Raw genomic sequence first — 19,216 nt, 5'->3', positions numbered from 1 at the left:
GAGCGTACGCCAGTTTGTTCAAATTTCAACGACTAAGTTCAGTTTTGAACAACTCGGCGGCCTTGCGGGGGTCCTCGGCCTCGGTGATGGCCCGCACGACGACCACGCGGGTGGCTCCGGCTTCCCGGACCTCGTGCAGGTTCTGCAGGTCGATGCCGCCGATCGCGAACCACGGCCGCCGCACGCCCTTCGTGGCGCGCACGAGGTCGAGGCCCGGCGCCGGGCGCCCAGGCTTGGTCGGCGTGGGCCAGCACGGACCGGTGCAGAAGTAGTCCACGCCGTGCTGGGTCGCCGCGGCCCGCATCTGGTCGACGTCGTGCGTGGAGCGGCCGATCACCGGGTGCTCGCCGATGATGTGGCGCGCGCACGAGACGGGCAGGTCGTCCTGGCCCAGGTGCAGCACGTCCGCCTTGACCGCGTACGCGATGTCCGCGCGGTCGTTGACGGCGAGGAGCTTGCCGTGGGTGTCGCAGGCCTCGGCGAGGATCTCCAGCGCCGCGATCTCCTGCTTCGCCTCCAGTGACTTGTCCCGCAGCTGGATGATGTCGACGCCGCCCGCGAGGGCCGCGTCCGCGAACTCGGCCAGATCGGGCCGGTTCGGCGTGCAGAGGTAGAGCGTCGCGTCGGCGAGTCGTTGCCTGATCAGGTTTCCGTCGAGTCCTGGCACGCTCGCACGGTAACCGTTATGTTGGTGTCGGTCCGCACGGGAGCCTGGAGAACACCGGGCTGAGAGGGAGCGTGGTTCGCTCCGACCGTCGAACCTGATCCGGGTCATGCCGGCGCAGGGAGCGTGAATGCCTTGAGCAGTGTGCAAGTGGCCGTCCGGGGTGGCGGCGTCATCGGCCTGTCCGTCGCACTGGCGTGCGCACGCGCCGGGTACTCGGTTTCCGTCTCCGACCGCGGTTCGCCACACGCGGGCTCGCGGGTCGCGGGCGGCATGCTCGCGCCGTTGACGGAGGCTTGGCCCGGTGAGGAAGCCGTGGTGGCGCAGGGAGTCGAGGCCCTCGCCATGTGGCCGTCGTTCGCCGAGTCGATCGGTGTCCCGCTGTTCACCGCGGGGACGCTGGCGGTCGGCACCCAGCCCGGTGATCTCGCCGACCTGCGGCACGCGGGGGAGTTGCTGACCTCACGGGAGATCCGCGCTCTCGAACCGTCGCTGGGGCCCGCGGTGCGCGGCGGTGTCTTCGCCGCGGGTGACCTCGCCGTCGACAACCGCGAGCTGCTCTCCGCGCTGTGGAAGGCGTGCGTGGAAGCCGGGGTGCGGTCCGATGTGGACGGCCGGGTCGAGGTGATCGCGGCCGGGGCGTGGAGCGGCCTGCTGCACCCGGCGCTGAAGGACGTGATCCGCCCGGTCAAGGGCGAGATCCTGCGGCTCACCCACCGGCCTGGCGCGTTGCCGCCGCCTCGGCACACCATCCGCGCCCTCGTGTCGGGACGCCCGGTGTACCTGGTGCCGCGTACCGACGGCCTGGTCGTCGGCGCGACGCAGTACGAGGCCGGGTTCGACACCGACGTGTCGGTCGCCGGCGTGCGGGACCTGTTGCGGGATGCGGAAACCGTGCTGCCGGGCATCGCCGAGTACGCCCTGACCGAGGCCGCCGTCGGGTTCCGCGCGGGCAGCCCGGACAACGTCCCCGTCGTGCGCTGGCTGGAGCCCGGTGTCATCGCCGCGACCGGCCACCACCGCAACGGTCTGCTGCTGGCCCCGCACACCGCGCGTCTCGTGGTGGCGCTGCTTGAGGGAGGAAGTTCGTGAAAGCACAGGTCAACGGCACTTCTCGGGACCTGGTCGACGGCACGTCCGTCGCCGCGGTGGTGTCGCTGGTGGGGGCGCCCGAGAAGGGGGTGGCCGTGGCCCTGGACGGTGCCGTGGTGCCCAGGGCGTTGTGGGACTCCACGATCGTGCCGGACGGCGGCGTGGTCGAGGTGCTGACCGCGGTCCAGGGAGGCTGACGTGGACGATCCGCTGATCATCGCGGGCCGGGAGTTCCGGTCCAGGCTCATCACCGGCACCGGCGGTGCCGCGAACCTCTCCGTGCTGGAGCGGGCACTGGTGGCTTCCGGCACCGAGCTGACCACCGTGGCCATGCGCCGGGTCGACGCAGCCGGCCAGACCGGCGTGCTGGAGTTGTTGCGGCGCCTGGGAATCGAGGTCCTGCCGAACACCGCGGGCTGCCGCACGTCCGCCGAGGCCGTGCTCACCGCGCAGCTCGCCCGCGAGGCGTTGGAAACCAACTGGGTGAAGCTCGAAGTGGTTTACGACGAGCAGACCCTGCTGCCCGACCCGGTCGAGCTGCTGGACGCGGCCGAGCGGTTGGTGCGGGACGGCTTCGTGGTCCTGCCCTACACCAACGACGATCCGGTGCTGGCGTTGAAGCTGCAGGACATCGGCTGCGCGACGGTGATGCCGCTCGGCTCGCCCATCGGCACGGGTCTGGGCATCCGCAACCCGCACAACATCGAGCTGATCACCTCGCGCGCCGGCGTCCCTGTCGTGCTCGACGCGGGCATCGGCACCGCGTCCGACGCCGCGCTGGCGATGGAACTCGGCTGCTCAGCGGTGCTTCTGGCGACGGCCGTCACGCGCGCCCAGGACCCGGAACGCATGGCCGCCGCCATGCGTTGTGCGGTCGAGGGCGGACGTCTTGCGCGAATCGCGGGGCGAATTCCGCAGCGCTTTTGGGCCCAAGCGTCTTCGCCGGGTCTCTGAGTCGCTACCTTGGGTACTCACGTGTTGGGGGATGATTGACCATTACCTGATTTCCGCCGAGGAGGACGACAAGCCGTGACGGCCCCCATTGACGCCGAGGTCGAGGACGCGACCGCGCGCCTGTACCTGGCGATCGGCCGACTGGCCCGGTTGCTGCGACGCACCGGTTCCCCCGGACTCGGCCCCGGCGCGGTCTCCGCGCTCGCCACGCTGGCCAGGTGCGGCCCCATGCGCCTGGGCGACCTGGCGACCAAGGAGGGCGTGGCGCCGCCGACGTTGTCCCGCATCGTCGCCGCGCTGGTCGAGGCCGGGTACGTGAAGCGAGAGCCCGACCCGCAGGACGGCCGCGCCTGGCTCGCCACCCCCACACCCGAGGGCGAGACGATGGTGTCCGGCGTGCGGTCCGCGCGGGTGCGCGAGCTGCAGCGCCGGATCGAACACCTGACCCCCGAACACGTGTCGGCTCTGGTCAACGCGCTGGACGCGCTGGAGACGCTCGTCGGCGAGGATTCGAAGTAACGCCTGGTCGAAAGACCGCCCGTTACCTGTCGAGCCTCCACAGCGGCGACACCGGGCCGACACCGGCACCCAGCGGATAGGCGGCGGCAACGGACTTCACGATGAAGTCCTTGCCGAACCGCACCGCTTCCGGCACGGTCGCGCCCTTGGCCAGCGCGGAGCTGATCGAGGACGCGAGCGTGTCACCGCTGCCGTGCGTGTGCTTGACGTCGTAACGCGGTCCGGGCAGCTCGATGAACTCGCGGCCGTCGTAGAGCAGGTCGAGGCACTCCGGGTCGTCCCACATGTGGCCGCCCTTCACCAGCACCCACTGCGGTCCCATGGCGTGCAACGCTTCCGCCGCCACGCGCTGGTCCGCGCGGTCCTTCACCTCGATGCCGGTGATGAGCCGCACCTCGTCGAGGTTCGGCGTCACCAGCGTGGCGCGCGGGAAGAGCAAGCCCCGCAAGCCCTCCAGCGCCGAGTCGGCCAGCAGCTGGTCGCCGTGCATCGACGCCGACACGGGGTCGACGACGAACGGGGTCCTGCCGGAGCGGCCGATGCCGACGCGGTCCAGTGCCGGGGTGATGGCCTCGATGATCCGCGCCGACGCCAGCATGCCGGTCTTGGCGGCCTGCAGCCCGATGTCCTCGGCCACCGAGATGATCTGCGCCGCAACGGTTTCCGCGGGGATCTCGGCGACGCCGGTGACGCCCAGCGAGTTCTGCACCGTCACGGCGGTCAGCGCGACGCAGCCGTGCACCCCGCACGCGAAGAGCGTGCGGAGGTCGGCCTGGATGCCCGCACCACCGCCGGAATCGCTTCCGGCGATGGTGAGCACCCTGGGTGGGGTCGTGGTCACGAAGTCTCCACGACCGGCAGGTAGACCTTGTTGCCCGTGCCGGCGAACTCGTCGGACTTCTCCGCCATGCCCGCCTCAATGGCCTCCACTGTGGACAGTCCGCGTTCCTCGGCGTAGCGCCGCACGTCCTGCGTGATCTTCATGGAGCAGAACTTCGGCCCGCACATCGAGCAGAAGTGCGCCGTCTTCGCCGGTTCCGCGGGGAGCGTCTCGTCGTGGAACGACCGCGCGGTGTCCGGGTCGAGCGACAGGTTGAACTGGTCCTCCCAGCGGAACTCGAACCGCGCCTTGGAGAGCGCGTCGTCCCAGTCCTGGGCGCCGGGGTGGCCCTTGGCGAGGTCGGCCGAGTGCGCCGCGATCTTGTACGTGATCACGCCGGTCTTCACGTCGTCCCGGTTCGGCAGGCCGAGGTGCTCCTTCGGCGTGACGTAGCAGAGCATCGCGGTGCCGAGCCAGCCGATCTGCGCCGCGCCGATCGCGGACGTGATGTGGTCGTAGGCGGGCGCGATGTCCGTGGCCAGCGGCCCGAGCGTGTAGAACGGCGCCTCGCCGCACCACTCCTCTTCCAGCCGGACGTTCTCGGCGATCTTGTGCATCGGCACGTGGCCGGGGCCCTCGATCATGACCTGGACGTCCTTGGCCCGTGCGACGTGCGTGAGCTCGCCCAGCGTCCTGAGCTCCGCGAACTGCGCCTCGTCGTTGGCGTCCGCGATGGAACCCGGCCGCAGCCCGTCACCCAGCGAGAACGTCACGTCGTAGGTGCGCAGGATGTCGCAGAGCTCCTCGAAGTGGGTGTAGAGGAAGCTCTCCTTGTGGTGCGCGAGGCACCACGCGGCCATGATCGACCCGCCGCGCGAGACGATGCCGGTGACGCGCTTGGCCGTCAGCGGCACGTACCGCAGCAGCACGCCCGCGTGCACGGTCATGTAGTCGACGCCCTGCTCGCACTGCTCGATCACGGTGTCGCGGTAGACCTCCCACGACAGCTTCGCCGGGTCGCCGTTGACCTTCTCCAGCGCCTGGTAGATCGGCACGGTGCCGACGGGCACCGGCGAGTTGCGCAGGATCCACTCGCGCGTCTCGTGAATCCGCTTGCCGGTGGACAGGTCCATGATCGTGTCGGCACCCCAGCGGGTCGCCCACACCATCTTCTCGACCTCGTCCTCGATCGACGACGACACGGCGGAGTTGCCGATGTTGGCGTTGATCTTCACGAGGAACTTCTTGCCGATGATCATCGGCTCGGCCTCGGGGTGCTTGCGGTTCAACGGAATCACCGCACGCCCGATGGCCACCTCCTCGCGCACGAGCTCCGCGTCGAGGTTCTCCCGCGCCGCGATGAAGCGCATCTCCGGGGTGGTGATCCCGGCCTTCGCGTACGCGAGCTGGCTGACAGCTCCGTTGATCGGTTCCCGTGCGGCGAGCCACCCCGACCTGAGGTCAGGAAGTCCACTGTGGACGTCGATGGTCGCGTTGTCGTCGGTATACGGACCGGAAGTGTCGTAGAGATCGACATGCTCGCCGTTGGTCAGCTCCACCCTGCGGCAGGGCACGCGGATGTCCTGGGACACCTCGCGGTACACCTTGCGGTACACCTTGCGCGAGCCCGAGATCGGGCCGGTGGTCACACTGGGCTTCACCGAACGGTCGTCAAGTGCCGTCACGACATTCCTCCCTACGCCGGCATTACCCGGTCAGGTTCAGGCGGTCGGTGACACCGGCACCACGGCCAGTCACCCTCTCAGCCCGCTCAGGCGCGAGCTCCCGCGTTGTGTTGAGTTGTCGAGACCCGACCATAGTCAGCGCGCGCCACAGCTGCCAAGGCCGCCCTTTACCCCTAATCTCTTCCCCGTGGCTGATCACCAGCCGTTCCCGCCCGGCGCGCGTCGCGGTCAGCGTCCCGCCGTGGTCTCGGCATGCCCTTCCTGCGGAGAACTCGCAGGTCGCGGCTACCCCGACTGCGGCTTCTGCGCCGAGTTGCTCGACCAGTTCTGGCTCGCGGACTGGGAGGCCCTGCGGACGTCGTCGCAGCTCGCCGACCGGGAACTGGCCGAGCTGGTGGTCTCCTCCGACGTCGGCGAGTACCCGTGGACGTGCGTGGACTGGGCGATGACGTTGCTGGCGTGCTCCCGCTGCGGCGCCGAGCTGGGCACCGGCCCGGTCGAGTGCGTGCGGTGCGCCGTCACGGAGGAGCGCCGGTGGAACTGGGACCACTCGGCGCACCCGTACACGATGAGCGCGAACGAGCACCTTTTACGAGTCGCCCGCGCGGCCCTGCGCGCACCCCACCGGCGCCGGCCCGCGGTGGTGCAGGCCTGGCAGCTGGTGCTGCCGTTCCTCATCGCCGGTGAGGTGATCGAGTTCGGCCGTCTCGACCGGATCCGCGCGCACGTGCTGGCCGGTGGCTACGCGTCCATGGCCGCCTGCCACACCCTCGGTGAGCTGGCCGGACTGCCCGAGCTGTTCTGGCGCCGGGGCAACCCGATCTCAACGCGGGTCGAGTACCAGCCGGACTCCGAGCGCCAGCAGCACGCCGCCCGACAGCTTCTCGAGCGCCGGGCGCACCCGCGGGCGGCTCAGCCAGCCGCGGATGGTGTGCAGGATCGACACGATGATCAGGTACCAGACGGTGTCGATCAGGACCCACCCGACGGCGAGGAAGAGCAGAACCCCCTGGCCGGCCTCCCCGGCAGGCACGAACTGCGGTAGGAACGAGATCGCGAACACGCCGAGCTTCGGGTTGGCCAGGTTCACGACCAGCCCGCTGCGGAACGCGTGGCTCGCGGGCGGCGGTGCCTTCTCCGCCTTGGTCTTGCTGATCAGCGCCTTCACGCCCAGGTAGATCAGGAACACCGCGCCGGCGATCCGCAGTCCGTGGTAGGCGATCTCGGACGCCGTGAGCAGCACGCTCAGGCCCAGCGCGGCCGCGACGGCCCAGCACGCGACGCCGACCTCCATGCCGAACACCGTGGCCAGCGCGGCTTTTCGCCCGTGCACCGACTGTCGCAGGACCATGGCCGTGCCGGGTCCTGGCGACAGCGCGATGAGGAACGAGGCCGCGACGAAGGCGACGATGTTTTCGAGTGGCATGCCCTGATGGTCGCCGACGCGAGCAATTTCTTTTTCCTGGAAGCGGCTGGTTGACCTGGAGTGCGCTCCAGGTTGTTGGCTGGTGCCCATGACGGATCTGGGGAAGATGGGTTTCGGCACGTGGGCCATGGGCGGCCCGTTCTCCGACCCGGACGGCGCGCCCGTCGGGTGGGGTCCGGCGGACGACGGCCAGTCGGTGAAGGCGCTGCAGCGGGCGTTCGAGCTGGGCGTGACGCTGTTCGACACCGCTGACGTCTACGGCTGCGGGCACGCGGAGACACTGGTCGGGCAAGCGTTTGCGTCCGTGCGTGACGAGGTGGTCGTCGCGACCAAGTGGGGCTGCGGGTTCGACCCGGTCACCCGCCGGATGACCGGGAACGAGGGATCGGTCGAGTACCTGCGCCGCGCCGTCGAGGGGTCGTTGCGGCGACTGGGCACCGACCGGATCGACCTGTACCAGCTGCACATCGGCGACCTCGGGTTCGAGGAAGCGGCGTTGCTGCGCGACGAGTGCGAGGCGCTGGTCGCGGCCGGGAAGATCCGCTCGTACGGCTGGAGCACGGACGACGTCGAGCGGGCCCGGTTCTTCTGCGAGGGCGAGCACGGGATCGCGGCGCAGGCCGACATCAACCTGCTGTTCGACCACCCCGAGATGTACGCGGGGGACTACGCGGTGCTGTGTCGTCGCCCGCTCGCGATGGGGTTGCTGGCGAGGGAGACGTTCTCCGCGCTGCCCGCGGACGACGTGCGCGTCACGAACCCGTCCTGGCTGCGGTTCTTCGTCGACGGGAAGCCGTCGCCGGAGTACTTCCGGGCGCGGGAGGCCGTGCGCGACGTGCTGACCTCAGGCGGCCGGACGCTCGTGCAGGGCGCGCTGGCGTGGTTCTGGGCGCGCTCTCCCCGGCTGATCCCGATTCCGGGCGTCCGGACCGTGGAGCAGGTCGAGGAGAACGCGGGCGCGCTGGCGTTCGGGCCGCTTTCGGCCGACGAGCTGGCGCAGGTCGAGTCGGTGCTGCGCGGCTAGTCGCGCCCGGTGCTCGATGAAGGGCTCCTTCCTCCACCTCAGGTGGAGGAAGGAGCCCTTCATCGACGGCGGCCTCAGCCCTCGTCGTCGAAGTTCGCGGGGTCGGCCGGGTCCCACGAGAGGTCCGGCACACCCCACTCGTTGTCGCGGAGCATCCGCTTCGACTCCTTCTTGTACCGGCCGACGAGGCGGTCCAGGTAGAGGTACCCGTTCAGGTGATCTGTCTCGTGCTGGAGACACCGGGCGAAGAAGCCCGTGCCCTCGACCTCGACGGGCTGCCCGTCGGCGTCCACCCCGGTCACCTTCGCCCAACGGGCGCGTCCGGTCGGGTACGCCTCACCGGGCACGCTCAGGCAGCCCTCGAAGTCGTCGTCCGGATCCGGCATGGTCTCCGGGATCTCGGACGTCTCCAGCACGGGGTTGCAGATCACGCCGCGGTGCTGCACGCCGTCGTCGTCCGGGCAGTCGTACACGAAAAGCCGCAGGTCGACACCGATCTGGTTGGCCGCGAGCCCAACTCCGCGCGCCGCTGCCATCGTCTCGAACATGTCGTCGACGAGCGTCTTCAGCTCGGTGTCGAACTCGGTGACCTCGCGCGTCGGGTGGTGGAGCACGGGGTCGCCAACGATGCAGATGCGGTGCACGGCCATGGTCAGACCTTAAGCCGTCCAAAACTGTCGGTGTCGCGCGGTAGGTTGGAACGATCACGTGATTGAATTGCCCGCACCTGAGATGGTGTGGCGACCGTGGGGAGCCAGATGGATCACGCCGAGGCGCTGACTACCGCTGAAGAGCTGACCAGCCGCGAACGCACGATGCTCGCGTTCGAGAAGCAGTGGTGGAAGTACTCGGGGTCCAAGGAACAGGCCATCAGGGAACTGTTCGACATGTCGGCGACTCGTTACTACCAGCTGCTCAACGCTTTGGTTGAGAAGGAAGCCGCGTTCGCGGCCGAACCGATGCTGGTCAAGCGGTTGCGGGGCGTGCGGACAGGCCGTCAGAGGGTTCGCGCACGCGCCAGGAGCACCGAGGACTGATGACCTCCCCCGAGTCCGCTAGTCCGTCCCGTCCGGCCAAGGCTGCCGGCTTCGCCCTGTTGGGTGTGGCTGCTGTGGCGTTGGTGATCGGTGTTGTGAGTCTGTTCGGCGGAGGGTCCGACTCGCCGCCGTCCGCTCAGGGGAGTTCCACGGCGCCTCCGGTGCAGACTCCTTCTTCGGAGCCTTCTTCCGCTGCCGCGCCCACATCGGCTTCGTCGGCACCGGCCGCGACCACCACGACTCCGCCCGCGGCGACCACCACTCCGGTTCCGCCACCTCCCGTTGGGCAGGCCGGAGTCGCGAAGGTGCCGGTGCGCGTCTACAACAACTCCACCATCACGGGGTTGGCCGGCAAGGCTTCAGACGAAGTTCGCGCCAACGGGTGGACGGTCGCCGAGACCGGGAACTACTCGCAGGGGACGATTCCCACCACGACCGTGTACTTCCGGCCCGGGACCGATGAAGAGGCCTCGGCCAAGGAGCTGGGTGCGGTGCTGCGGGCTCGGGTGGAGCCCCGGTTCGACGGCATACAGCACGCCGCGCCGGGGATCATTCTGATCGTCACCAACGACTACCAGGGTGTTTCCAAGAACAAGTGAGCTCATCGGCGTGACGACGCGTACGCCGCCAGCGATGCCAGTTGCGCCGGGTCCAAGGACGGCCGTACCACCGCGCGGGCCTTTGCCAGGTGGGCCTGCGTGACTTCCGCTGCCTCCAACGACTCCCGCATCGCCGTGAGGGCCGCTTCGCGCACCAGGGCGGCGCAGTCCGCTGCCGAGTAACCGTCCAGTTCGGACGCCAGCGCGGACAGTTCGACGTCGCCGGCCAGGGGCGTGTTGCGCGACGCGGCCTTCAGGATCTCCGTGCGGGCGTCGGCGTCCGGTGGTGGCACGTAGACGAGGCGCTCCAGGCGTCCCGGCCGCAGCAGGGCCGGGTCGAGGAGTTCGGGGCGGTTCGTCGCGCCGATGACCACGACGTCGCGGAGGGGTTCGACGCCGTCCAGTTCGGTCAGGAGGGCGGCTACCACGCGGTCGGCCACACCGGCGTCGGAGGACTGGCCTCGGCGCGGAGCCAGGGCGTCGACCTCGTCGAGGAAGATCAGGGCGGGGGCGGCGTCCGCGGCGCGGCGGAAGAGTTCTCGGACTGCTCGTTCGGACTCGCCCACGAACTTGTCCATCAGTTCCGCGCCCTTGACCGTGAGGACGTTGAGCTGGCCGGAACCCGCCAGAGCGCGCACCAGGAACGTCTTGCCGCATCCCGGTGGGCCGTAGAGCAGGACGCCGCGCGGGGGGTCCACGCCCAGGCGGGCGAAGGAGTCCGGGTAGCGCAGTGGCCACAGGGCCGCTTCGGTGAGGGCCTGTTTGACCTCGGTCATGTCGCCGACGTCGGCGAGGGTCAGGCCTGAGGTTTGGATGGTGTCGGAGGCCGACATCGAGATCGGGCGGACGGTACCCAGGGCGGCCAGCAGGTCTTCTTGTCCCACACGGGGTTCTGCTACGTCGCGTTGGCGGAGGGCGGCGCGCACGGCTGCCTCGCGGCGCAGTGCGCAGAGGTCGGCCGCGACGAAGCCCGGGGTGCGGTCGGCCACGGCTCCCAAGTCCACATCGGACTCCAGCGGGACGTCGCGCAGCAGGACGCGCAGCAGTTCGGTGCGGGTGGCGCCGTCGGGAAGCGGGAGGGTCAGTTCACGGTCGACCAGGTCCGGCGTGCGCAGGCGCGGGTCGATCGACTCGGCGCGGGCCGAGGTGACCACCAGGGCCAGGTTGGGGCGGGACACGGCGGTGCGCAGGATGTCCAGGACGACGGTGGCCACCGGGGGCGGCGAGCTCGGCAGCAGGGCGTCGACGTCGGTGATCAGCAGGACGGTCGGCTGCTCGGGGACACCCGCGATCGCGTCGCCCAGCTGTTTGGCCATGGCGCCCGGTTCGAGCACCGAGATGCTCGGCGCGGCCAGCTCGACGACCGCGGCGTCGACGGAACGGGCCACGGCACGCACCAGGGTGGCCTTGCCGACGCCTTCCGGGCCGCTCACCAGGGCCGCCAGGCGGGCGGACGCGCCCAGGCGGGTGAGGAGCTCCGGTTGGCGGAACATGAGTTCCAGCCACTCGGTGAGGCGGCGGGCCTGGTCCTTCTGGCCCACGAGATCGGTGACCGGCAGGGCCTCGTGCTTCTCCTGCACCACGACCGGCGTGACCTCGGCGGCCGGGGCCGAGGCCGAGCGCCAGCCGACGACGCTGGACGGCTGCACGGCCACCGGGCCCGCCGGGTCGGTCGACGTGATGGTGATCAGCTCGTTGGTCCACGTCATGCCGATGGCGTTGGAGAGCTTGCGGCGCGTCTCGGAGACGTCGGCGCCGGGCGGTGGTGCGAGGTCCTGGGGAAGCAACGAGACGTTGTCGCCCACGGTCAACACCTTGCCGGTCAACGCCATCCGGACGTGATCAGGCGTCAGGGCCGTGCTGGCCAGACGCGAACCCGCCACGGTGATCGAGCGGGCACCCGCCACCTGGACCGGGGCCACGACGATCTCGGCTCCCTCGACCACGCCGAGGTTCGTCAGCGTCACGTCGTCGACCAGGACGACACCCGGCGGCTGCTCTCCGGCCGCGGCCAGGGCGGCGCTCACGCGGGCGCCGGTCAGCTTCACGGCGTCCCAGGCGCGCAGTCCCAAGGCGTCGAGCACCTCCGGGTGGAGGCGGACAACGCCGCGCCGGGTGTCCAGTGCGGACGGGGACAGGCGAGCCGTCAGCGTGATCACCCCGACGACTCTAGCCCGGCGTGCCGCGCACCGGGCCGGAGCTGGGATGAAGGGCTCCTTCATCCACGTCAGGTGGAGGAAGGAGCCCTTCATCCCAGCTCCCGGCAAGATCGCGGTTACGGCTTGTGGTGGCGGCGAAGCCCGATCTGGCGCCACGAGCGGCGGCGTCCGGCTGCGGGCATCGCGTTTTCCGCGGCGGCTGCTGCGGCGGCGTCACGGCGTGGGCGGCGCACGGCGCGCATGGCTGCACCGGCGACGCGGCCGTGCAGTGGCTGGCGCAGGCCGAGGCGGCGGGCGGCCACGCCGTGCGCGCGCTTGATCGCGCGGCGTTCGACGCCGGTCACCGTCCACGCCTCGGGGTGCTTGGACAGCCACATGTACCGCCGCACCGAGTAGGGCAGGTGCGCCAGGTACACGACCATCGCGATGATCAGCGCCACCAGCGGGAACGTGATGATCGCGGCGGCCAGCAGGCCGATCAGGACGAGCAGGGGGGCCACCGCGCGCGGTGGCACCTTCACGGTCTTCACGGACAGCGTAGGGATGCGCGACACCAGCAGCATCGCGACCACGACCGTCCAGATGCCCACGACGATCGGGTTGTTCCACCAGCCGTCGGTGCGCACCTGCTCCTCGATGATCAGCGGGAGCAGCAGCAGAAGACCGCCTGCCGGAGCCGGGACGCCGACGAAGAACTCCTTCGCGAACGGCGGCTGTTCCTTCTCCAGCAACGTGTTGAAGCGGGCCAGGCGGACCACCATGCAGACGGCGAAGATCAGCGCGATGACCCAGCCCGCGCGGCTGCCCTCGAACTTCCAGAGGTAGATCGCGAGGGCGGGGGCCACGCCGAACGAGATGGCGTCGGCCAGGGAGTCGAGCTCCGCGCCCATCTTCGACGTCGCGTCCAGCAGGCGCGCGATGCGGCCGTCCAGGCCGTCGAGGACGGCGGCGGCGGCGATCGAGGCGATCGCCGCGCCCCACATCCCGGTGTTCGCGAAGTGCACGGCGGACAGGCCCGCGGACATCGCGAGGACCGTGATGGCGTTCGGCAGGAGGCGAACGCCGGGCCCGCTGGGAGCCATCAGGCCTCCGGAAGCTCAGCGAGGACGGTCTCCCCGCCGATGGTGCGCTGGCCGGCCTCGACCAGGACGCGGCTGCCGCGCGGCACGTAGAGGTCCACGCGCGAGCCGAAGCGGATCAGGCCGTAGGTCTGGCCGGCGGCCACCTTCTCGCCCTCGGCGACCTCGCACACGATGCGGCGCGCGACCAGGCCGGCGATCTGCACCACGACGAGGTCGTGGCCGTTCACCGTGCGCAGCCACACGGTGTTGCGCTCGTTCTCCTCGGAGGCCTTGTCGAGGTCGGCCGAGAGGAACTTGCCGGGGTGGTACGAGACCTGGACGACCTCGCCGTCCGCGGGCACGCGCTGCACGTGCACGTCGAAGACCGAGAGGAACACGCTGACGCGCGTCATCGGCTGGGAGCCGAGGCCGAGCTCGGCGGGCGGGACGGCGTCGACCACGTGCGAGACGGTGCCGTCGGCCGGGGCGACCGCGATGTTCGGACGGGTCGGCGTCACGCGCTTCGGCTCGCGGAAGAACCACGCCACCCACGCCGTGACCAGGCCGAGGACGACGCCCAGCCGCTTGAAGCGCAGCCGGACGAGGAGGGTCGCGATCGCCGCGCCGGCGACGAACGGGCGTCCGGCCGGGTGCATCGGCGGCACCATGCCGCGCGCGAGTTCGAGGAAGTGGGAGACGGGCTTCTCGCTGCTCATCGTGTCTGGGGGTTCCGTAGCTTCCGTGAGTTGTCGGGCGGCATCACGCTACGCCAACACACCAAACCGCCCGGCGGGACTGCCGCGAACGCAAGTGGCCGGCCGGTTCGTGCATCCCCCGACGAATGCACGCGCCGACCGGCACCTGCATTCAGTGTAATCCCCGTCACAGGGCGTCAACAACGCCGGTCGGTGAGCGTTCCGTCACAGTCCGTCGACGCCGACCGCCTGCAGACGAAGCCGCACTTCAGGGACGCGATTAGCGTCACGGACGGCGGGCGCGACGAGATCATCGGGGTAGAGCGCAGCTCCGTCGGGCAGTCGCAGCACGAACAGTCCGCCCCAGTTGATTTCCAGCGTCGCGCGGTTAGCGGTGACGAGGTGGTCGGCCACCGCGCACGCCAGCAGTTCCGTCACGGTCTCGACCGCCGCCTCGTGGACCTGCTGCGGGGTCAGCGACGCGTCCACCGGCGCCCCGGTCAGCTGGTGCAGCTGACCGCGTTCCAACGCCGCCAGCACGTCCGGCAGCCGCTCGCCGATCTTGCTCACCCGGCCCGCGTGCCGCAGCGCGTCGGCGTAGCGCCGCACCTGGGCCGGGCCGCTCAACGAAACCAGCTCCTCCCACGTCGCGAACGGTCCCTTCACGCCGAGCAGCACCGACGCCGCCTCGGGGGAGACACCGGAGAGCAACGTCCAGCCCGGCCGCTCGTCGATCGGGACGTCACCGCTGCTCAGCGAGGCCATCGCGGCCACCCGCTCGCGGATCGGCGGATGGCTGTCGAACACCGACGTCGGCTCCCGCTCGGCCATCTCGCGCTCCAGGTCGCGCAGCTCGTGCACGCGTCGCGGATGGGAGAGGTAGGAGCGGAAGCCTTCGAGCAACGGCGGCGTGCGCCCGGCCGCGACCGCCAGCGACACGTAGGACGTGACGTAGTCGTGCCACGCCTCGCCCACCGGTCCGCTGCGCAGCAACGCCCTGCGCGCCGCGTCCCGCCCGGCCGCGGCCACCGCCACCTCGTCGGCGAACCGCTCGTGGTCACGGCTTTCGGACGCGGCGACCAACGCGTAGAGCGCGGCCCACGCGCTGAGCATCCCGAACGCGCGATCTGTCCGGATGGCCAGTTCGAGCGCCAGCTTCGCCCGGTAGGTCACCGCCGCGAGCTGGGTGTGGCCGCCGCCGTAGTGGCCGAGCTCGTGCGCCAGCACCGACCTCAGCTCACCGACGCTCAGCCCGGCCACGAGCGGCAGCCCGAGTTCGAGGTACCGCACGCCGCGGCGTTCCCACACGCTCGCGTTCGCGCCGTCGACGAGCCGGATGTCGTCCGGCCCGCGCGTGCCCGCCACCCGCGCCAGCTCGTCGACGTGCCGCCACAGCTCGGGATGCGCGTCGCGGGTCATCCGGACCCCGCCGGGCTCCGGCCGCGCGAAGACCGCGCGCAGCGTCGCCCACAGCGCCGGTCCGCCGAACACCACCGCGAGGACGAGCATCCAGGTGCCGCCCTCGACGTCGCCGATCGAGAACCGCCAGACCGCGATCGCCGTCAGGCCGCCCGCCAGCGCCACCGCGAGCACGAAGAAGCCCGCGAGCATCACCAGCGCGAGTACCGCCCTCATCCCCCCAGCCGCCCTTCTACTGCAGGTATCTGACCGTGACCTCGGCCCCTGCCGCCAGCTCCGTCACCTCGGCCGGCACCTCGATCAGGCAGTTCGACAGCGCCAGCGCCGACAGCAGGTGCGACCCCGGGCCCCCGACCGGCGTCACGACCTGGCCGGACGACGGGTCGTACAGGCCGCGCCGGAACTGCGTCTTACCCGCAGGAGACGACAACGCGCTCGACACGGTTGCCCGCGCGGTGGGGCGTTCGACGTCCGGGTGGCCCATCGACGCCAGCAGCGCGGGCCGGACGAAGACCTCGAACGACACCTGCGCGCTCACCGGGTTGCCCGGCAGCGTCAGCACCGGCAGACCCTCGTAGACACCGGCGCCCTGCGGTCCTCCAGGCTGCATCGCGACCTTGGTGAACCGCACGTCGTGGCTCGCCAGGGCGTCCTTGACCACCTCGTACGCACCCGCGCTGACCCCGCCGGACGTCACGATCACGTCCACCGAGCCCAGGTACGGCGCCAGCGCGCGGTGGAAGGCCTCCACGTCGTCCGGCACGAACCGCAGTTGCACGGCGACGCCGCCCGCGTCCCGCACGGAGGCCGCGAGCATCATGCCGTTCGACTCGTAGATCTGGCCCTGCCGCAGCGGCTTGCCCGGTTCGACCAGCTCGGAACCCGTGGAGAGGATCAGCACCCGCGGCCGCCTGCGCACCGGCAGCTCCGGCAGGCCGAGCGCGGACGCCAGGCCGAGCTGGGCCGGGCGCAGCACGGTGCCCGCGAGCAGCACGGGGTCGCCCTTCCGCACGTCGTCGCCCGCGACGCGGATGTTCGTGCCCGCCTCGACGGACGCGTTGATGGTCACGGTCTCGGTGCCGGCGTCGGTCAGCTCGACCTGGATCACCGCGTCGGCACCCGGCGGGACCGGGGCGCCGGTCATGATCCGCTGCACCGTGCCCGGTGCCAGCGGTGAAAGTTCGGTGCGGCCCGCCGGGATGTCGTCGGCCACGGGAAGGCTGACGGGAGTGCTCGCGAGGTCCGCGGCACGCACGGCGTACCCGTCCATCGCGGAGTTGTCGAACGGCGGCAGGGAAACGGGAGCGATGACGTCGGCGGCGAGCACGAGCCCGAGGCACTCGTCGAGGGGGAGCTGCACGACGGGCATCAACCCGACGAGCTCCGCGACGCGCTGGCGGTGTTCGGCGACTGTGGTGGGGGACACGACTGCATACTGCCAAGAGGCGGTGCCAAGAAGTGCGATCGTGACGACCGCTTGGGCCCGTTCATCTTCGGAGGTGTTGTTCGTGCAGGTCAGGACCCGGCACACACCGGCGTTCGGCGTGGCGAGGCTCGTGCTCGCGCCGGGCGAGATGGTGCTGGTCGATCCGCTGACCCTGGTGGCCACGAGCTTCGGCCTCTCGGTGGAGGTCAAGGGCTCCGGCGCCAAGGCCGTCGCGCTGTGCACGGCGGGCGCCGAGGGCGGCTGGGTCGACGCGGCCCCCGTGCTGCCCGGCGACCTGCACCTCGTCGAGCTCGACGAGGTGCACGGCTGGTGCTTCACGCGGCTCGGCTGGATCGCGTCGAGCAGCACCGTGGCGATGAACCCCGAGGCGCCGGTGCTGAAAGCGCTCTTCGGCGGCCTCGAAGGCTTCCTGAACTACGCGCACGGCCGGGGCAGCGTCGTGCTCGCCTGCTTCGGCGCGCTCGACCTCGTGACGCTGGAGGCGGGCGAGGCCGTGACCATCGCCAGCGACCACGTGATCGCGTTTGCGGACACCGTGCAATGCCGTCTCCGGCCGTCCGTGCCCGATGCCGTGCAATCCATTCAGAGCGGCGAGGGCCTGGTGTTCGACTTCGCCGGCCCCGGTGCCGTGCTGACCCAGACGCGCGGACCCCGGCGACTCACCACCTGGTTGCGCGCCAACGGAGTCAGCTGGAGTTCATGACTCCGTAAGGAGGTATCCGAGTGACTTTTCTTCTTTTAGCGTTGCGTTCTGCTTGCGTGATCTGAAGGAGGACGCCTTGGCTCTCGGTACCGTCAAGTGGTTCAACTCCGAAAAGGGATACGGCTTCATCGCAACCGACGGCGGGCCCGACGTGTTCGTGCACTACTCGGCGATCCAGATGGAAGGCTTCCGGACCCTCTCCGAGGGTGACCGGGTGGAGTTCGAGGTGCAGGCCGGACGGGACGGACGGAGCCAGGCGTCGGATGTGAGGAAGGCTTAGTCACAGCTTTGACCAACCCCCGGCACGCTGATCTGGCCGGACGTTAGGCTGCCTCGCGTGTCTGAGGACCTGAGCGGACGGCGGATCGCGCACTACCGGATCGACGGTGTGCTCGGCCGCGGCGGCATGAGCGTGACCTACAAGGCCACCGACGTGAGACTCGGCCGGAAAGTCGCGCTCAAGGTCATCGGCGAGCACCTGGCGCCCGATGCCGAGTTCCGCGAGCGGTTCGTCGACGAGGCGCGCAACACCTCCGCCATCGACCACGCGAACATCGTGCCGCTGTACGACTTCGACGAGGTCGACGGCCTGCTCTACATCGCGATGCGGCTGGTCGACGGCCAGGACCTCGCCGGGCACATCAAGGAGGGCCCGCTCACCCCGGCGCGCACGCTGACGCTGCTCGCCCAGGTCGCCGAAGCGCTCGACATGCTGCACGGCAAGGGCCTCGTGCACCTCGACGTGAAGCCGGCCAACGTCCTCGTGACCACCAAGGAAGGCGTGCGCGAGCACGTCTACGTCGCCGACTTCGGCCTCACCCGGCGCGGCGCCACCGGTCACCGCACCCGAACGGGTGATTTCCTCGGCTCGCCGACCTACGCGGCGCCCGAGCACCTGCGCGGCGAGCCCGTCGACGGCCGCACCGACCAGTACGCGCTGGCCTGCATGCTCTTCGCGTGCCTCTCCGGCCGCCCGCCGTTCCAGGGCGGCGTGCAGGAGGTCATCGCCGGTCACCTCGGCCAGCCCGTGCCCTCGCTGTCGCAGCTCGTCGGCCTGCCGCCGGCGATCGACGAGGTCATCCGCAAGGGCACCTCGAAGGACCCGTCGCAGCGGTTCGCGAGCTGCGCCGACCTGATCGCCGCCGCGCGCGTCGCTCTCGCCGGGGTCGCGCAGGGCTCGGCTCCCGCTCACGTCGGACCTGCCTCCGGCTCGATCCCGGTGCAGTCGCCGGTGTCCGGACCGATGCCCGTGCAGCAGGGGCCGTACCAGGGCGGCTACCAGCAGCAGCCGCTGTCCGACCCGGTCCGGCTGCGTCCGCCGAACCAGGTGGGCGTGAGCGCGTTCACGTCGTCGAAGAAGGAACGCCCGGCCTGGTTCGCGCCGGTCATCGCGGCCGCGGTCGCGATCGTGGTGATCGTCATCGTGGTCATCATCCTGTCGCCGCGCGACGAACCCGCGCGTCAGCCCAAGACGAACTCCTCGCCGACGCTGCAGCTCGACGACCAGTCGACCTCGAAGAAGCCGCTGCCCACCTCTGTGCCGGTGCGCACCTCGCGCTGACACTCGCTTGCACTCGACGTGCCCGAGTGCTAAACACGACTTAGCACTCGGCTCACCTGAGTGCCAAAGCAGTGAGGCTGGGAAGGTGAGGCACCCCGTCGATCGACGGGGAGTCGTCCGTCGCGGGCACCGAACCTGGCCACTGCACCGTGTTCCGCTGTGGGCTTTGCCGGCCCGCAGTGGCCCAGAATCCACAAAGGCGGAGGAACACACCGCAATGGCCAAGATGATTGCGTTCGACGAGGACGCCCGCCGCGGTCTCGAGCGGGGTATGAACACCCTCGCTGACGCCGTCAAGGTGACGCTCGGCCCGAAGGGCCGCAACGTCGTGCTGGAGAAGAAGTGGGGTGC

21 protein-coding genes and 2 riboswitches are annotated in these 19,216 nt (G+C 70.4%); of the genes, 10 read left to right on the top strand and 11 right to left on the bottom strand.

Annotation, left to right across the window (positions count from 1 at the left end; genetic code table 11):
- Positions 1 to 25 precede the first annotated feature (25 nt).
- On the bottom strand, positions 26 to 667 hold the full coding sequence (gene thiE, locus ABZV40_RS00105) for a thiamine phosphate synthase (RefSeq protein WP_355433563.1): 642 nt from the start codon (positions 665 to 667) through the stop codon (positions 26 to 28).
- Between the two features lie 26 nt (positions 668 to 693).
- Positions 694 to 805, top strand: a riboswitch (TPP riboswitch).
- Between the two features lie 3 nt (positions 806 to 808).
- On the opposite strand from thiE, the gene ABZV40_RS00100 reads away from it, so the two are divergent.
- The 4 genes from ABZV40_RS00100 to ABZV40_RS00085 all read left to right on the top strand — a co-directional run bounded on the left by ABZV40_RS00100 (position 809) and on the right by ABZV40_RS00085 (position 3,229).
- Positions 809 to 1,756, top strand: a complete 948-nt coding sequence (locus tag ABZV40_RS00100) for an FAD-dependent oxidoreductase (RefSeq protein WP_355434085.1) — start codon at positions 809 to 811, stop codon at positions 1,754 to 1,756.
- Positions 1,753 to 1,953 (top strand): sulfur carrier protein ThiS, encoded by a 201-nt coding sequence (thiS, locus tag ABZV40_RS00095; RefSeq protein ID WP_355433562.1) that lies wholly within the window; start codon positions 1,753 to 1,755, stop codon positions 1,951 to 1,953. The genes ABZV40_RS00100 and thiS overlap by 4 nt, the downstream gene beginning before the upstream one ends.
- A gap of 1 nt (position 1,954) precedes the next feature.
- Positions 1,955 to 2,710, top strand: a complete 756-nt coding sequence (locus tag ABZV40_RS00090) for a thiazole synthase (RefSeq protein WP_355433560.1) — start codon at positions 1,955 to 1,957, stop codon at positions 2,708 to 2,710.
- Between the two features lie 75 nt (positions 2,711 to 2,785).
- Positions 2,786 to 3,229 (top strand): MarR family transcriptional regulator, encoded by a 444-nt coding sequence (locus ABZV40_RS00085; RefSeq protein WP_355433558.1) that lies wholly within the window; start codon positions 2,786 to 2,788, stop codon positions 3,227 to 3,229.
- Positions 3,230 to 3,251: 22 nt separating this feature from the next.
- On the opposite strand, the gene thiD is transcribed toward ABZV40_RS00085, so the two are convergent.
- The 4 genes from thiD to ABZV40_RS00065 form a co-directional block, all read right to left on the bottom strand.
- Complete coding sequence (thiD, locus tag ABZV40_RS00080; protein ID WP_355433556.1) at positions 3,252 to 4,070, bottom strand: bifunctional hydroxymethylpyrimidine kinase/phosphomethylpyrimidine kinase; 819 nt, start codon at positions 4,068 to 4,070, stop codon at positions 3,252 to 3,254.
- Entirely contained in the window at positions 4,067 to 5,734 is a 1,668-nt protein-coding gene (gene thiC, locus ABZV40_RS00075; protein ID WP_355433555.1) for a phosphomethylpyrimidine synthase ThiC, read from the bottom strand. Before thiC ends, thiD begins: the two co-directional genes overlap by 4 nt.
- Positions 5,724 to 5,848, bottom strand: a riboswitch (TPP riboswitch). Its footprint overlaps the gene before it by 11 nt.
- Before the next feature lie 171 nt (positions 5,849 to 6,019).
- Entirely contained in the window at positions 6,020 to 6,412 is a 393-nt protein-coding gene (locus tag ABZV40_RS00070; RefSeq protein WP_355433553.1) for a hypothetical protein, read from the bottom strand.
- Between the two features lie 145 nt (positions 6,413 to 6,557).
- Positions 6,558 to 7,160, bottom strand: coding sequence for a LysE family translocator (locus ABZV40_RS00065; RefSeq protein ID WP_355433551.1), 603 nt, complete (start codon positions 7,158 to 7,160; stop codon positions 6,558 to 6,560).
- 88 nt (positions 7,161 to 7,248) lie between these two features.
- Between ABZV40_RS00065 and ABZV40_RS00060 the strand changes: the two genes are divergently transcribed.
- A complete protein-coding gene (locus ABZV40_RS00060) occupies positions 7,249 to 8,184 on the top strand; it encodes an aldo/keto reductase (protein ID WP_355433549.1) in 936 nt (311 codons plus the stop codon).
- 74 nt (positions 8,185 to 8,258) lie between these two features.
- Here ABZV40_RS00060 and ABZV40_RS00055 read toward each other — a convergent pair whose 3' ends face one another.
- Positions 8,259 to 8,834 (bottom strand): peptide deformylase, encoded by a 576-nt coding sequence (locus ABZV40_RS00055; RefSeq protein ID WP_355433547.1) that lies wholly within the window; start codon positions 8,832 to 8,834, stop codon positions 8,259 to 8,261.
- A gap of 108 nt (positions 8,835 to 8,942) precedes the next feature.
- On the opposite strand from ABZV40_RS00055, the gene ABZV40_RS00050 reads away from it, so the two are divergent.
- Both ABZV40_RS00050 and ABZV40_RS00045 read left to right on the top strand, forming a co-directional pair.
- Positions 8,943 to 9,221, top strand: a complete 279-nt coding sequence (locus ABZV40_RS00050) for a DUF3263 domain-containing protein (protein ID WP_355433545.1) — start codon at positions 8,943 to 8,945, stop codon at positions 9,219 to 9,221.
- Between the two features lie 305 nt (positions 9,222 to 9,526).
- A complete protein-coding gene (locus tag ABZV40_RS00045; RefSeq protein ID WP_355433544.1) occupies positions 9,527 to 9,820 on the top strand; it encodes a LytR C-terminal domain-containing protein in 294 nt (97 codons plus the stop codon).
- Between the two features lie 2 nt (positions 9,821 to 9,822).
- Here the strand turns inward: ABZV40_RS00045 and ABZV40_RS00040 are convergent, their stop codons facing one another.
- From ABZV40_RS00040 to glp, 5 genes are all read right to left on the bottom strand, one after another.
- A complete protein-coding gene (locus ABZV40_RS00040; RefSeq protein WP_355433542.1) occupies positions 9,823 to 11,979 on the bottom strand; it encodes an AAA family ATPase in 2,157 nt (718 codons plus the stop codon).
- A gap of 116 nt (positions 11,980 to 12,095) precedes the next feature.
- Positions 12,096 to 13,061 (bottom strand): CDP-diacylglycerol--serine O-phosphatidyltransferase, encoded by a 966-nt coding sequence (gene pssA / locus ABZV40_RS00035; RefSeq protein WP_355433540.1) that lies wholly within the window; start codon positions 13,059 to 13,061, stop codon positions 12,096 to 12,098.
- Positions 13,061 to 13,756, bottom strand: a complete 696-nt coding sequence (locus tag ABZV40_RS00030; protein ID WP_355433539.1) for a phosphatidylserine decarboxylase — start codon at positions 13,754 to 13,756, stop codon at positions 13,061 to 13,063. The genes pssA and ABZV40_RS00030 overlap by 1 nt, the downstream gene beginning before the upstream one ends.
- 204 nt (positions 13,757 to 13,960) lie before the next feature.
- A complete protein-coding gene (locus ABZV40_RS00025; protein WP_355433537.1) occupies positions 13,961 to 15,370 on the bottom strand; it encodes a M48 family metallopeptidase in 1,410 nt (469 codons plus the stop codon).
- A gap of 16 nt (positions 15,371 to 15,386) precedes the next feature.
- A complete protein-coding gene (gene glp / locus ABZV40_RS00020) occupies positions 15,387 to 16,580 on the bottom strand; it encodes a gephyrin-like molybdotransferase Glp (RefSeq protein ID WP_355433535.1) in 1,194 nt (397 codons plus the stop codon).
- Positions 16,581 to 16,662: 82 nt separating this feature from the next.
- Between glp and ABZV40_RS00015 the strand changes: the two genes are divergently transcribed.
- The 3 genes from ABZV40_RS00015 (at position 16,663) to ABZV40_RS00005 (ending at position 18,865) form a co-directional block, all read left to right on the top strand.
- Entirely contained in the window at positions 16,663 to 17,304 is a 642-nt protein-coding gene (locus ABZV40_RS00015; RefSeq protein ID WP_355433533.1) for an AIM24 family protein, read from the top strand.
- 76 nt (positions 17,305 to 17,380) lie between these two features.
- Positions 17,381 to 17,584: a cold-shock protein gene (locus ABZV40_RS00010; RefSeq protein ID WP_065915056.1), complete on the top strand. Its 204-nt coding sequence runs from the start codon at positions 17,381 to 17,383 to the stop codon at positions 17,582 to 17,584.
- A 57-nt stretch (positions 17,585 to 17,641) separates the two neighbouring features.
- Positions 17,642 to 18,865 (top strand): protein kinase, encoded by a 1,224-nt coding sequence (locus ABZV40_RS00005; protein WP_355433531.1) that lies wholly within the window; start codon positions 17,642 to 17,644, stop codon positions 18,863 to 18,865.
- Positions 18,866 to 19,216: the final 351 nt, after the last annotated feature.

The organism is Lentzea sp. NPDC004782 (genome assembly GCF_040609115.1).
Taxonomy (GTDB): domain Bacteria; phylum Actinomycetota; class Actinomycetes; order Mycobacteriales; family Pseudonocardiaceae; genus Lentzea.
Note: the sequence above shows the minus strand (reverse complement) of the source record. Positions and strands in the feature narration are given on the sequence as shown.

Coding starts and splice junctions, on each gene's coding strand:
- ABZV40_RS00060 (WP_355433549.1), top strand. CDS start 7,249: ATGACGGATCTGGGGAAGATGGGTTTCGGCACGTGGGCCATGGGCGGC.
- ABZV40_RS00025 (WP_355433537.1), bottom strand. CDS start 15,370: ATGAGGGCGGTACTCGCGCTGGTGATGCTCGCGGGCTTCTTCGTGCTC.
- pssA (WP_355433540.1), bottom strand. CDS start 13,061: ATGGCTCCCAGCGGGCCCGGCGTTCGCCTCCTGCCGAACGCCATCACG.
- ABZV40_RS00065 (WP_355433551.1), bottom strand. CDS start 7,160: ATGCCACTCGAAAACATCGTCGCCTTCGTCGCGGCCTCGTTCCTCATC.
- ABZV40_RS00050 (WP_355433545.1), top strand. CDS start 8,943: ATGGATCACGCCGAGGCGCTGACTACCGCTGAAGAGCTGACCAGCCGC.
- ABZV40_RS00055 (WP_355433547.1), bottom strand. CDS start 8,834: ATGGCCGTGCACCGCATCTGCATCGTTGGCGACCCCGTGCTCCACCAC.
- ABZV40_RS00070 (WP_355433553.1), bottom strand. CDS start 6,412: ATGAGGAACGGCAGCACCAGCTGCCAGGCCTGCACCACCGCGGGCCGG.
- ABZV40_RS00030 (WP_355433539.1), bottom strand. CDS start 13,756: ATGAGCAGCGAGAAGCCCGTCTCCCACTTCCTCGAACTCGCGCGCGGC.